14 protein-coding genes and 1 riboswitch are annotated in these 13,599 nt (G+C 57.7%); of the genes, 10 read left to right on the forward strand and 4 right to left on the reverse strand.

What is annotated here, in order from left to right; genetic code table 11:
- The first annotated feature begins 425 nt into the window (after positions 1-425).
- Entirely contained in the window at positions 426-2,447 is a 2,022-nt protein-coding gene (gene uvrB / locus AC6I8V_RS06055; protein ID WP_497844988.1) for an excinuclease ABC subunit UvrB, read from the forward strand.
- A gap of 79 nt (positions 2,448-2,526) precedes the next feature.
- Here the strand turns inward: uvrB and AC6I8V_RS06060 are convergent, their stop codons facing one another.
- On the reverse strand, positions 2,527-3,429 hold the full coding sequence (locus AC6I8V_RS06060; RefSeq protein WP_497844989.1) for a gluconeogenesis factor YvcK family protein: 903 nt from the start codon (positions 3,427-3,429) through the stop codon (positions 2,527-2,529).
- Between the two features lie 193 nt (positions 3,430-3,622).
- A riboswitch (molybdenum cofactor riboswitch) is annotated at positions 3,623-3,756 on the forward strand.
- Between AC6I8V_RS06060 and moaA the strand changes: the two genes are divergently transcribed.
- The 7 genes from moaA (at position 3,746) to AC6I8V_RS06095 (ending at position 8,379) form a co-directional block, all read left to right on the forward strand.
- Entirely contained in the window at positions 3,746-4,732 is a 987-nt protein-coding gene (gene moaA, locus AC6I8V_RS06065) for a GTP 3',8-cyclase MoaA (RefSeq protein WP_497844990.1), read from the forward strand. It overlaps the preceding riboswitch by 11 nt.
- A gap of 16 nt (positions 4,733-4,748) precedes the next feature.
- Entirely contained in the window at positions 4,749-5,264 is a 516-nt protein-coding gene (moaB, locus tag AC6I8V_RS06070; RefSeq protein WP_497844991.1) for a molybdenum cofactor biosynthesis protein B, read from the forward strand.
- Positions 5,265-5,266: 2 nt separating this feature from the next.
- Complete coding sequence (gene moaC / locus AC6I8V_RS06075; protein WP_497844992.1) at positions 5,267-5,752, forward strand: cyclic pyranopterin monophosphate synthase MoaC; 486 nt, start codon at positions 5,267-5,269, stop codon at positions 5,750-5,752.
- Positions 5,745-5,990 (forward strand): molybdopterin synthase sulfur carrier subunit, encoded by a 246-nt coding sequence (gene moaD, locus AC6I8V_RS06080; RefSeq protein WP_497844993.1) that lies wholly within the window; start codon positions 5,745-5,747, stop codon positions 5,988-5,990. Before moaC ends, moaD begins: the two co-directional genes overlap by 8 nt.
- Entirely contained in the window at positions 5,990-6,445 is a 456-nt protein-coding gene (moaE, locus tag AC6I8V_RS06085) for a molybdopterin synthase catalytic subunit MoaE (protein ID WP_497844994.1), read from the forward strand. Before moaD ends, moaE begins: the two co-directional genes overlap by 1 nt.
- A gap of 73 nt (positions 6,446-6,518) precedes the next feature.
- Entirely contained in the window at positions 6,519-7,613 is a 1,095-nt protein-coding gene (locus AC6I8V_RS06090) for a DUF1615 domain-containing protein (protein ID WP_497844995.1), read from the forward strand.
- Positions 7,614-7,671: 58 nt separating this feature from the next.
- Complete coding sequence (locus AC6I8V_RS06095; protein WP_497844996.1) at positions 7,672-8,379, forward strand: Bax inhibitor-1/YccA family protein; 708 nt, start codon at positions 7,672-7,674, stop codon at positions 8,377-8,379.
- A gap of 67 nt (positions 8,380-8,446) precedes the next feature.
- On the opposite strand, the gene AC6I8V_RS06100 is transcribed toward AC6I8V_RS06095, so the two are convergent.
- The 3 genes from AC6I8V_RS06100 to AC6I8V_RS06110 are packed head-to-tail and all read right to left on the reverse strand — an operon-like array spanning position 8,447 to position 11,423.
- Entirely contained in the window at positions 8,447-9,421 is a 975-nt protein-coding gene (locus AC6I8V_RS06100) for a lysylphosphatidylglycerol synthase domain-containing protein (RefSeq protein ID WP_497844997.1), read from the reverse strand.
- Positions 9,421-10,665, reverse strand: a complete 1,245-nt coding sequence (clsB, locus tag AC6I8V_RS06105; protein ID WP_497844998.1) for a cardiolipin synthase ClsB — start codon at positions 10,663-10,665, stop codon at positions 9,421-9,423. The genes AC6I8V_RS06100 and clsB overlap by 1 nt, the downstream gene beginning before the upstream one ends.
- Positions 10,662-11,423: an endonuclease/exonuclease/phosphatase family protein gene (locus AC6I8V_RS06110; protein WP_497844999.1), complete on the reverse strand. Its 762-nt coding sequence runs from the start codon at positions 11,421-11,423 to the stop codon at positions 10,662-10,664. The genes clsB and AC6I8V_RS06110 overlap by 4 nt, the downstream gene beginning before the upstream one ends.
- Positions 11,424-11,599: 176 nt before the next feature.
- On the opposite strand from AC6I8V_RS06110, the gene AC6I8V_RS06115 reads away from it, so the two are divergent.
- Together AC6I8V_RS06115 and rhlE are read left to right on the forward strand one after the other, a co-directional pair.
- Positions 11,600-11,992: a YbhQ family protein gene (locus tag AC6I8V_RS06115; RefSeq protein ID WP_497845000.1), complete on the forward strand. Its 393-nt coding sequence runs from the start codon at positions 11,600-11,602 to the stop codon at positions 11,990-11,992.
- Between the two features lie 226 nt (positions 11,993-12,218).
- Positions 12,219-13,598, forward strand: a complete 1,380-nt coding sequence (gene rhlE, locus AC6I8V_RS06120) for an ATP-dependent RNA helicase RhlE (RefSeq protein WP_497845001.1) — start codon at positions 12,219-12,221, stop codon at positions 13,596-13,598.
- Position 13,599 lies beyond the last annotated feature (1 nt).

The following is a 13,599-nucleotide window of genomic DNA, read 5'->3' on the forward strand; positions in this document are numbered from 1 at the left end:
GGGCTGCCATCAGTTATCCACTATTCCTGTGGATAACCTTGTGCATTAGGGACTGAAAACAGAGCGCAAGCGAGGAAATCCGCGGCCTGCATACATTATGATGAGAAACTGGGCTTTTCTTTCATTTATTAATAAATCAATACGTTAGTTAAAATCAAGCCTGAGATTTGTCTGGCTGGTCATCAGACTGCAATTTTATGACGCTCTATTGACAAATGTTAAAACCGTCACTTATCTGGGGATAACCTTGCGCAACAAAATTTTGGACGATGCCGTATAAATTGCACTGAAGCGAGTCATCGCACCTCCCCTTAATCGTGCAAGATATCTGTAAATATATCCAGTATTTTTTTCTGGCAAAATCGCCATAGCAGAGTAGAATTAGCAGCCTGCCAGTCGACTTCTCCAGCAGGAACCGCAAAACCATGAGTAAAGCCTTTAAACTCAACTCCGCATTTAAACCGTCAGGGGATCAGCCTGAGGCCATACGCCGTCTGGAAGTGGGACTGGAAGATGGGCTGGCGCATCAGACGCTGCTGGGGGTAACCGGTTCGGGAAAAACCTTTACCATCGCCAATGTGATTGCCGATCTCAACCGGCCGACCATGGTGCTGGCACCGAACAAGACGCTGGCGGCACAACTTTATGGCGAGATGAAGGAGTTCTTCCCGGATAACGCGGTGGAATTCTTCGTTTCCTACTACGACTACTATCAGCCCGAAGCCTATGTGCCCAGTTCCGACACCTTTATTGAAAAGGATGCGTCGGTGAATGAACACATCGAGCAGATGCGTCTGTCGGCGACCAAGGCCTTGCTGGAACGGCGTGACGTGATCGTGGTGGCTTCGGTGTCGGCTATCTACGGTCTCGGCGATCCCGATCTCTACCTGAAAATGATGCTGCATCTGACGCGCGGCATGATTATCGACCAGCGCAGCATTCTGCGTCGTCTGGCCGAGCTGCAATATAGCCGCAACGATCAGGTGTTCCAGCGCGGCACCTTCCGCGTGCGCGGTGAGGTGATTGATGTCTTCCCGGCGGAATCCGATGACATTGCGCTGCGCATCGAGCTGTTCGATGAAGAAGTGGAGCGGCTGTCGCTGTTTGATCCGCTCACCGGCCAGGTGGTTTCGGTGGTGCCGCGTTTCACCGTCTACCCGAAAACCCACTACGTCACGCCGCGTGAACGAATTTTGCAGTCGATGGAAGAGATTAAAAAGGAGCTGGTGATCCGCCGCCAGGTGCTGCTGGAGAACAACAAGCTGCTGGAAGAACAGCGCATCAGCCAGCGTACCCAGTTCGACCTCGAAATGATGAACGAACTCGGTTACTGCTCCGGTATCGAAAACTACTCACGCTACCTCTCCGGGCGTGGGCCGGGCGAGCCGCCGCCGACGCTGTTCGACTATTTACCGGCCGATGGCCTGCTGGTGGTAGATGAATCCCACGTAACCATTCCGCAGATTGGCGGCATGTATCGTGGCGACCGTGCGCGTAAAGAGACGCTGGTGGAGTACGGTTTCCGTCTGCCGTCGGCGCTGGATAACCGTCCGCTGCGTTTTGAAGAGTTTGAAGCCTTAGCGCCGCAGACCATCTACGTCTCAGCGACGCCGGGAAATTATGAGCTGGAGAAATCCGGCGGCGACGTGATCGATCAGGTGGTACGTCCGACCGGGCTGCTCGATCCGATCCTCGAAGTGCGCCCGGTAACCACTCAGGTGGATGATTTGCTGTCGGAAATCCGCAAACGCGTTGCGATCAACGAACGCGTGCTGGTCACCACCCTGACCAAACGCATGGCGGAAGATCTGACCGAGTATCTGGAGGAGCATGGCGAGAAGGTGCGCTACCTGCACTCGGATATCGACACCGTGGAACGTATGGAGATCATTCGCGACCTGCGCCTCGGCGAATTTGATGTGCTGGTGGGGATCAACCTGCTGCGTGAAGGGCTGGATATGCCGGAAGTGTCGCTGGTGGCGATCCTCGATGCCGATAAAGAAGGCTTCCTGCGTTCCGAACGTTCGCTGATTCAGACCATCGGGCGCGCGGCGCGTAATATCAACGGTAAAGCGATTCTCTACGCGGACCGGATTACCAACTCAATGGCGCGCGCCATTGAGGAGACCGAACGTCGTCGCGAGAAGCAGCAGCGCTACAACGAAGAAAACGGCATCGTGCCGCAGGGTCTCAATAAAAAGATCACCGACATTCTCGAACTGGGCAAAAACGTGGTCAAAACCCGTGGCAAGGGTAAAACCGCCACGCGTATCGCCGCCGAGACCGAGGCCAGCTATCTGGCGCTGACGCCGCAGGCGATGCAGAAGAAAATTCACGAGCTGGAAGGGCAGATGCAGCAACATGCGCAGAATCTGGAGTTCGAAGAGGCGGCACGGGTGCGCGATCAGCTGCATGAGCTGCGCGAACTGTTTATTGCCGCATCATAATTCGACGGCGTGGTCGCCATAAAAGGCGACCCTGCGGTTACGTCGGGTACGCATTGATACGCACCAGCAAAGATGACGATCAGAACGCCTGAATGGCATGTTCCAGCGCCACCCGCAGCAGCTGGCGGTCGTGACGATATTTAATGTCGGCGGCTTCCAGCGGTTCGCGTACGATCAGGCGATCTTCAACGTCACTGATATCCGCCGCCGGGCTGACCACCACCGCATCAATCACCCGCTTACCAATGGCTTTCTCCATCATCGCCAGCTTGTCGGCCACCGTCAGACTGGCGGCTGCCGGGCTGAGTTCGCGGCCCAGGTTGCCGATAAACACCATGGTGGCAGGCGTGCGACGCAGGGCGCGCGCCATCTCTTCCATCAGCAGAATCGGCATCAGGCTGGTGTAGAAACTGCCGGGACCGATCAAAATCAGGTCTGCTTCAGCGATCGCGTCCAGTGCTTCGCGCGTCGGCGCCACGTTGGGGTGCAGCATCAGCTCCTGCGGCGGCTGCTTCATCTCATCAATCGCCGTTTCGCCGTACACCATATTGCCTTCGCTATCCTGCGCCACCAGATCGACCGGCTGCTCCGACATCGGAATCAAAAACGCATCGACCTTCAGCAAATTACGGATAATGTTGATGGCTTCCAGCGGGCGCACGCTGAGGTGATCGAGCGCTTTGAGGATCAGGTTGCCAAGGTTGTGCCCGGCCAGTTCACCATTGCCGGTGAAGCGATATTCAAACATCGCTGAGGCGACACTCGGTTCCGTGATCAGCTGGTTGATACAATTACGCATATCACCCCAGGCGATGCCGCCCTCGGATCGACGAATGCGCCCGGTGGACCCGCCGTTATCGGTGGTGGTAACGATACCGGTCAGGCGCGAGCCGAGCGGCGCCAGCGCGGACATTACGCGGCCCAGGCCGTGTCCGCCACCCAGTGCCACCACGCGATCCAAATCTGCCAGGGTACGATTCATGTTGCTCCTTATCACTGCTGCTCACCCGTTGAACGCCGGTTCAACTGATATGTATCAAAATTTGTCGACTATTTTAACGTATCCTGTCGCGAAAATGCGGTGAAAAGACGTTATATATCAACATATATAGCGAAATTCCTTCATGGTAGCGAATTCAAAATCGCGTTACCATGAAGGCAACCACGTTGCTGTTATCGACAACGTACACTCAAGCCTCAATACCTAAGTCTACCGATAGGGTGTTCAGGCCGCAGCGTTATGCTGCCAGGGTGCAGAAAGAAATGACTGCATCTCCCGTTTTTGGAAAGGTGTTCAGGTGCCACAATTTACAGATGCATACGCGCGCAGCTTCTATTATCTGCGGCTATCGGTCACGGATGTGTGTAACTTCCGATGTACCTATTGTCTACCCGACGGCTACAAACCGCAGGGTACGCGCAATAAAAGTTTTCTCTCACTGGATGAGATCCGTCGCGTGACGCGTGCCTTTGCGGCTGCGGGCACCGAAAAAGTGCGCCTGACGGGGGGCGAACCCTCGCTGCGACGTGATTTCACCGACATCATCGCGGCGGTGCGCGAAAATGCCGCCATCCGGCAGATCGCCGTCACCACCAACGGTTACCGCCTCGCGCGTGATGTGCGCGAGTGGCGTGCCGCCGGACTCACCGCCATCAATGTCAGCGTCGATAGCCTCGATGCGCGCCAGTTTCATGCCATCACCGGACAGGACAAATTTCATCAGGTGATGGCGGGGATTGATGCCGCCTTCGCTGCCGGTTTCGAGAAGGTTAAAGTCAACAGCGTGCTGATGCGCGATCTCAACAGCCATAGCCTCGATACCTTTTTGCAATGGATTCGCACCCGTCCGATTCAGCTACGCTTTATCGAGCTAATGGAGACCGGGGAGGGCGGCGATTTGTTCCGTCGTCATCATATCTCCGGCGAGGTGATCCGCGATCAACTGCTGCTGCAAGGCTGGCAACCTCAGCCGCGCGGGCGCAGCGACGGTCCGGCGCAGGTGTTTCGTCACCCCGATTATCAGGGCGAAGTGGGCCTGATAATGCCGTACGAAAAAGATTTCTGCGCCAGCTGCAATCGCCTGCGGGTGTCGGCTATCGGCAACCTGCATCTGTGCCTGTTCGGCGACGGCGGTGTGCCGCTGCGCGATTTGCTGGCATCGGACGATCAGCAGGCGGCGCTACAGGCGCGCATTGCCCATAGCCTCGGACAGAAAAAGCAGACGCATTTTCTCCATCAGGGCAACACCGGTATTACCCAAAATCTTTCCTTCATTGGTGGCTAACACAGGAGTTATGGCCATGGGCAAATCTTCCGGCGACTTTGTTGCCATTAATGTGGCGGTGATGACGGTATCCGACAGCCGCGATGCCAGTAACGACACTTCAGGCGATTATCTGCGCGAAGCGCTTAGCGAAGCCGGACATCAGGTGGTGGATCACGCCCTGCTGCCGGATAACCGCTATCGCATCCGCGCCACGGTATCGCGCTGGATCGCCAGCGACGACGTGCAGGCGGTGATCATCAACGGCGGCACCGGCTTCAACAGCAAAAACAGCACGCCAGAAGCGCTGCTGCCCTTGTTTGACCGTGAAATCGACGGCTTTGGCGAACTGTTTCGCATGATCTCGTACGAAGAGATCGGCAGCAGCACGCTACAGTCGCGCGCGGTGGCGGGTATGGCGAATCAGACGCTGATTTTCGCCGTGCCAGGCTCCACCAACGCCTGCCGCAGCGCCTGGGAGCGCATCATCGCCGATCAGCTGGATGCCCGTACCCGCCCCTGTAATTTTGTCTCTCATTTGAAGAAGTTGTAAGTATGTCCTCGTTAACCCATATCAATGCCGCCGGTGAAGCCCACATGGTGGATGTCTCCGGCAAAACCGAAACGGTGCGCGAAGCCCAGGCGGAAGCGCTGGTGCTGATGCGCGCGGAAACGCTGCAAATGATCATCGACGGCAGCCATCACAAAGGGGATGTGTTCGCCACCGCGCGTATCGCCGGGATTCAGGCGGCGAAACGCACCTGGGAACTGATCCCGCTGTGCCATCCGCTGATGCTCAGCAAAGTGGAGGTCACGCTGGCGGCCGAACCGGAACATAACCGGGTGCGCGTCACCGCGCTGTGCCGTCTGACGGGCAAAACCGGCGTGGAGATGGAGGCGCTCACCGCGGCCTCGGTCGCCGCGCTTACCATCTATGACATGTGCAAGGCGGTACAGAAAGATATCGTCATTGACCAGCTGCGTTTGCTGAGCAAAAGCGGCGGCAAATCCGGCGATTTTCGGGCGGTGTCCGATGATTAAGGTGCTGTTTTTTGCCCAGGTACGTGAACTGACCGGCACCAGCTCGCTGGAGCTGGCACCCGAATACGCCGATGTGGCGACACTGCGCAGCGCGCTGGCGGCGAAAAATGATCGCTGGGCGCTGGCGCTGGAGTCCGGCAAATTGCTGGCGGCGGTCAACCAGACGCTGGTGCCGATGAGCCATCCGCTGCGTGCCGGTGATGAAGTGGCCTTTTTCCCGCCGGTGACCGGAGGTTAATGATGGATACCCGTATTCGTGTCGGGAGCGAGGCGTTCAGCGTGGCTGACGAGTACGCCTGGCTGTCGGCGCATGACAGCGACGGCGCGGTGGTGACTTTTACCGGCAAAGTCCGCAATCACAATCTCGGTGCCAGCGTGGCGGCCCTGACGCTGGAGCACTATCCCGGCATGACGGAAAAAGCGCTGGCGGAAATCATCGCGGAAGCGCGTCAGCGCTGGGCGTTGCAGCAGGTGTCGGTGATCCATCGCGTCGGCGAGCTGTTTCCCGGCGATGAAATCGTGTTTGTCGGCGTCAGCAGCGCCCATCGCAGCAGCGCCTTTGCAGCGACGGAATTCATCATGGATTACCTGAAGACCCGCGCGCCGTTCTGGAAGCGTGAAGCCACCGGTGAGGGCGAGCGCTGGGTAGAGGCGCGCGCCAGCGATCATCAGGCAGCGGAACGCTGGAAGTAACGCACCCTACACCGCATGGCTTATGGCGGCTGAAAACGTTAAGGTAGCGTTTTTGTTTGTATCAGGGAGCGAGATGAAATCCACTGTGAAACTGCGCCGCGCAGCCCTGCTGGCCGCGCTGGTGCTGGCCGGTTGTAGCACCAGGCGAGAACCGCAGGCGCCCGCCAGCCAGCCTGCCGATGTGAAGGCGCAAATCCGTCAGCTATTACCCAGCCATGTCAGCCAGAAAGCCGACTGGGCTGACGATATCTATACCGCTTTTCGTACCCAGCAGCTTGATCCCAGCGTCAGCAACCTGTGCGCGGTGATTGCCGTGGCCGATCAGGAATCGAACTTCAACGTGGATGCGCCCGTGCCCGGCTTGCCGAAAATCGCCTGGGGCGAAATCGACCGGCGTGCGGCCAAACTGCATATCCCGGCCTTTGTGGTGCGCACCGCGCTATTAATTAAGTCGCCCACCGGCGAAAGCTATGCCGCCCGGCTCGATAAGGTGCAGAGCGAGAAAGCGCTGAGCGCCATTTTTGATGATTTCATCGACATGGTGCCAATGGGGCAAAAACTGTTCGGCAACCTCAACCCGATTCACACCGGCGGCCCGATGCAGGTGAGCATCGATTTTGCCGAAGCGCACGCCAAAGGCTATCCGTGGCCGATTGATGGCACCATTCGTCGCGAAGTCTTTACCCGTCACGGCGGTATGTATTTCGGTATCATGCATCTGCTGGGGTATCCGGCGGATTACTCCGCGCCGCTCTACCGTTTTGCTGACTTTAACGCGGGCTGGTACGCCAGTCGCAACGCCGCATTCCAGGCGGCAGTGGCGCGCGCCAGCGGCATCAAACTGGCGCTCGACGGCGACGTGATAATGTATGGCAGCGATGCCGCCGGGGCGACCGAGCTGGCGGTGCGCAGTCTGAGTAAACAGCTGGATATGAGCAACCGCGAAATCCGCCGCGACCTGGAGAAGGGCGAAACCGCCAGCTTCAGCGATAGCGTGCTGTGGAAGCAGGTGTTCACCCTGGCGGACAAAATGGCCGGTAAACGCCTGCCGCGTGAAATGCTGCCGGGCATCAAACTGGAAAGCCCGAAAATCACCCGTAATCTCACCACCGCGTGGTTTGCCCAGCGCGTCGATAGCCGTTATCAACAGTGTTTAACCCGCCGTTGACGCGGCAGGGTGTAGACTCCACACTTACTGAGTTTGTCTAACTACTAAGAGGTGCATCATGGACCGATATCCACGTAACGATTCAATCGTGCAGCAGGCCTCGGCCGGGCTGCAAACCTATATGGCGCAGGTATATGGCTGGATGACCTGTGGCTTGCTGCTCACCGCATTCGTCTCGTGGTTTGCCGCACGCACACCTGCTGTGATGGAGTTGGTGTTTGCTAACCGTATGACCTTTTTCGGTCTGATCATTGTGCAGCTGGCGGTGGTATTTGTGCTGTCGGGAATGGTGCATCGCCTGAGCGGCACGCTCGCGACCGGGCTGTTTATGCTCTATTCGGCGCTGACGGGCCTGACGCTCGCCAGTATTTTCCTCGTTTATACCTATTCGTCGATCGCCAGCACCTTCTTTGTTACCGCCGGTATGTTTGGTGCCATGAGCTTCTATGGCTACACCACCAAACGTGATCTCAGCCGTTTTGGCAGCCTGCTGTTTATGGCGCTGATTGGGATTGTGCTGGCCTCGCTGGTTAACTTCTGGCTGAAAAGCCCGGCGCTGATGTGGGCCATCACCTATATCGGCGTGGTGGTGTTTGTGGGCTTAACCGCTTATGACACTCAGAAGCTGAAAGAGATTGGTGAGTCGGTGAATGTGAATGACAAAGAAAATATGCGCCGCCTCTCAATTATGGGCGCGCTGCGGCTGTATCTGGACTTCATTAACCTGTTCCTGATGCTGCTGCGGATTTTTGGTAACCGCCGCTAGAATGTAACCAGGTCGGCATTAATGCCGACCCTACCTTCCGTAAGGTGCGCATTTATGCGCACCTTCGTCACGACGATGTCGATTTCTCCATCTTGCGTTCATTCTTCTGCCGTAAATGTTTTGCGCGGCTCTCCAGCCACAGATACAGCACCAGCGCCAGCAGCAGCGGCAAAATAAAATACAACACGCGATACGCCAGCAGCGCGGCGATGATGGTGCCGTGCGACGCATGTTGCCCGCTCAGCAACGCCAGAAAAACCGCTTCCAGCACGCCAATCCCGGCAGGGATATGGATGATCACCCCGGCGATACTGCTGATCAGCAGCACCCCCAGCACCACCGGATAGTCCACCTGATGCCCCAGCAGCAGCCAGATAATCGCGCCCATCACCATCCAGTTGGCGCAGGATACGGCGAACTGAAACAGCGCCATACGCAGCGAAGGCAATTGCAGATGCTGCCCTTTCACCGTCCACTGGCGCTTTTTCGCAAAGGCGCAGGCCCACAGGTACACCACCACCGCCACCAGCAGGCACCCGCCGATAATGCGCAGCGTGGTTTCCCCGATAAACCAGCCGCGGGGAATCGGCACCATGCCTGCAACAAACACCACCCCGGCCAGTAAAATGTAGCCAAGCCAGTTGGTGGCAATGCTCAGGGAGAAAATACGCGTGATGGTGCCACCGGGCAGGCCTAGCCGGGAATAGAGGCGATAACGCATCGCCACGCCGCCGACCCAGGTGCTAAGCGTCAGATTGAAGGCATAACAGATAAATGAAACCAGCATCACCTGACGTTTTGCCAGCTTGTGCCCACAGTAGGCGCGGCCAATCAAATCGTACACGCCATAGGTGAGATAGCTCACCACCACCAGCGCGATGGCGCTCAGCACCACCGTACGGTTGTAGTTGACGATGACGTGATAAACGTCGTCCCAGTTCACTTTGCGCGCATACACCACCAGCAGCACAATCACGGCGATAAAGAACAGCCCGGTGAGGATTTTCTTCACGCGCTGCCAGCGGGAATGTTTTTTACTCATCAGGGCTTCGCTCCTTCGTTGTCCGTCTCTACCCGATCCTGGGTCTCCATTTCCGGCTGTACCGGGGGATCGACCTGCGCCAGTTGTGGCGTATGCGCGGGCAGCCAACCGGCAATGGCCGGGAAGTGACGCAAAAAGTGGAACACAATCACGCTCTTGGTCAGCTGCCACCAGGTGCGCGGCGGCAGTTTTTCATCCTCGACCCGGACACAATCCTCAGCGATCAACTGTTCGAGGTTAGCGCGCAGCGTCTGATTGAAGGCGCGATCGTGCACCATCAGATTGGCTTCGAGGTTGAGCGACAGACTCAGCGGATCGAGGTTGCTGGAGCCAACGGTTGACCATTGCTGATCCTGCACCGCAATCTTGCCGTGCAGCGGGCGGCGGCAATATTCGTAGACCTCCACCCCGGCATCGACCAGATAGTTGTACAGCAGCTCCGCGCCGACTTTGACGATCGGCATATCCGGCTCGCCCTGCACGATCAGCCGTACCCGAACGCCGCGCTGGGCGGCGTGGCGCATCTCGCGCAGCAGGCGGTAGCCAGGGAAGAAATAGGCGTTGGCGATAATCACATCCTGTTTCGCCTTACGCAGCATCTCGAGATAATGTTGTTCAATATCATCACGATGATCATCATTATCACGAAATACGAACAGCACCTGAGCATCGCCGGGCAGGGCATTCAATGCCGGACGGTGGGAACGATGGCCCCACCAGCGGCGTGTCACCTGTTCGCTGCCGATGGCCTGCTGGACATAGCGCGCAATATCCAGCACCACCGGGCCTTTTACCTCCACCGCGTAGTCCTGCTTGGCCTGGGGGCCGTAGCTGGTGTTGTGCTCATCGGAAAAATTGATGCCGCCGACGAAGGCGATAAGGTCGTCGATCACCACGATTTTACGATGCAGGCGCCGGAAGACGTTGGTACGCATACCCAGCACCAGCGGGCGTGGATCGTAATAAATAAAGCGCACCCCGGCGGCCGTCAGGCTGTTGACGTAACCATCGGACAGATCGGGCGAGCCATAGCCATCGACCATCACTTCAACCTTGACGCCGCGCTGCGCCGCCGCCAGCAGTTCGCGATGCAACGCGTTGCCGACCTGATCCTCAAACAGGATAAAGGTCTCCAGCAGCAGCGTACGTTCCGCGCGCTGAATGGCGGCAAACACGCGGGGGAAGAAGGCATCGCCGTTTTCCAGCAGATGCAGCTGGTTGCCATCACGCCAGCTAAAATTCACAGGAAGATCTCCACAGCCAGTGGCGCATGATCGGACAGATGCGACCAGGGTTTCACCGGTAACGCCCACGGCTGACTCACCGAGGCATTGCGGACATAAATGCGGTCGAGCCGCAGCAGCGGAAAACGCGCCGGGAAGGTTCGTGCCGGACGACCGGTTTTGAGGCTGAACACCTCTTCCAGCCCGGCATGGCGTTTGAGGAATTTGTTGGCGCGAATTTGCCAGTCGTTAAAATCCCCGGCCACCACCAGCGGCGCATCGGGCGGCAGCGAGGCGATCATGTCGCACATCATCTTCATCTGCGCATGGCGATGCTGTTCGCGCAGCCCCAGATGGACGCAGATAACATGCAGCGGCTGTGGCTGGCCGGGCAGGGTGATTTTGCAGTGCAACATGCCGCGCTTTTCGCTTCCGGCGACAGAAATATCGCGATTTTCGTACTCAACGATGGGAAATCGTGACAATATCGCGTTCCCGTGATGTCCTTCGGGATAGACGGCGTTGCGGCCGTAGGCATAATCGTGCCACATGGTGTCGGCAATAAACTCGTAATGTGAGGTTTCCGGCCAGTTTTCAATGTGTAATGAGTGGATGGCGTGCGTGCCCATCACCTCTTGCAGGAAGACAATATCCGCCGAGGTGGCGCGTGCGGCGTCGCGCAATTCCGGCAGGATAAAGCGGCGGTTAAAGCTGGTGAACCCTTTGTGGGTATTGATCGTCAGGACTTTAAATGAAAATCCGTGCGTGTTTTGTGGCATACTCTGACGCGCTCCTTTTCATCATCAACAGGATAAAGTGTAGTCTTTGTCACAAATGGGTGGCGATGAGAGCAGAAAATTAGGGTGTTATCCGAAATTTGCTTTACATTGAGGAAATCCGTCTGGCTGCGGTCAGATACACTTGGGCGACCTGTTGGGTCTGCCAGGAGAAGAGAATGAAATGGTCTAATCGTGTTCAGATTGTTACCGGACAAACCTGTCTGCACATTGCGATGCACCTTCTGGTGATCGCTGCGCTGGTTTGGGGCTGGAAACATAAGGCGCTGGTTGAAGTGAGCAGTACCCTGGTGGCGGCCTATGTCGTGGTGTTTATCACCATGCTGGTCACGCAGCGTAGTGCCCGTTTGCGTTGGCTGGGCGACACTCTGGAAGAAGTGACCACCACTTACTATTTCGGCGCCGCCATGCTGACGCTGTTCCTGGTATCACGCATTATCCACAATAACCTGCTGCTGGGTTGTCTGGGCGTGGTGATGCTGGTGGGACCGGCGCTGGTTTCGCTGCTGGCGAAAGAACCGGCGCAGCGCGTACAGAAGAAACGCAGCTGACGCTGCGATGATGTGCCAGGTTCGCATCGATGCGAACCCCACGCAAGGGAGCCAACCGGCTCCCTTTGTTTTGCTGGTCGCGATGTCGCCGGAAAGCTGCTACACTCGCGCCCTTACGCATGGTAGTTTGTGCCCTTTTCACACGTGAGCCACGCGCTTGCGTCATATCCCCCCTGAAAACTACATCGCCCACGGCGATCAGGGCGGTTCGGAGTAATACACCTGCATGTCATTTGACTCTCTCGGCCTGAGTGCCGATATTTTGCGTGCGGTAGCAGAACAGGGCTATCGCGAACCGACGCCAATTCAGCGTCAGGCTATTCCCGTGGTGCTGGCTGGCCGTGACCTGCTGGCGAGCGCCCAGACCGGCACCGGTAAAACCGCCGGTTTTACGCTGCCGCTGTTGCAGCGTCTGTCCACCAGCACACCGGCACGCGGACGTCGTCCGGTACGTGCGCTGATCCTCACGCCGACCCGTGAGCTGGCCGCTCAGGTTGGCGAAAACGTGCGTGACTACAGCCAGTACCTCAACCTGCGTTCGCTGGTGGTATTTGGCGGCGTCAGCATCAACCCGCAAATGATGAAGCTGCGCGGCGGCGTGGATGTGCTGGTGGCGACACCGGGCCGTCTGCTCGATCTGGCGCACCAGAATGCGGTTGATTTATCTCAGGTTGAAATCCTGGTGCTGGACGAAGCGGATCGTATGCTCGACATGGGCTTTATCCACGATATCCGTCGCGTACTGGCGAAGTTACCGGCTAAACGTCAGAACCTGCTGTTCTCCGCCACCTTCTCGGATGAGATCAAAGGGCTGGCGGAAAAGCTGCTGACTAACCCGGAGCAGGTGGAAGTGGCACGCCGCAACACCGCATCCGAGCAGGTTTCCCAGCAGGTGCATTTTGTTGATAAGAAACGCAAGCGCGAGCTGCTGTCGCTGATGATCGGTCGCGACAACTGGCAGCAGGTGCTGGTGTTCACCCGTACCAAACACGGCGCGAACCATCTGGCTGAACAGCTGAATAAAGATGGCATCACCGCCGCCGCGATCCACGGCAACAAGAGCCAGGGCGCACGTACCCGTGCGCTGGCTGACTTTAAAACCGGCGGCATTCGCGTGCTGGTGGCGACTGACATCGCTGCGCGTGGTCTCGATATCGAAGAGCTGCCGCACGTAGTGAACTACGAGCTGCCGAACGTCGCAGAAGACTATGTCCACCGTATCGGTCGTACCGGTCGTGCTGCGGCAACCGGCGCGGCACTGTCGCTGGTGTGCGTTGATGAGCACAAACTGCTGCGTGATATCGAACGTCTGCTGAAGCGTGAAATTCCGCGCATTGCGCTGCCAGGCTTTGAGCCGGACCCCAGCATCAAAGCTGAGCCGATTCAGAATGGCCGTCAGCAGCAGCAACAGCCGCGCGGTCGTGGCCGTGGACAAGGTCAGGGCCAGGGTGGCAACCCGCGTCCGCAGGGTGAAGGCCGTGGGCCGCGTCCGCAGGGTGAAAACCGTGCACCGCGCCGTCAGGGCGCAGCGGGTCAGGGACAAGGGCAGGGTGCTAAACCAGCTCGCCCACGTCGTCCGGCGGCGAACAAGAGCGGGAATCACTAAA

Source organism: Pantoea sp. X-Soil-TKNS-1207, from assembly GCF_059730485.1.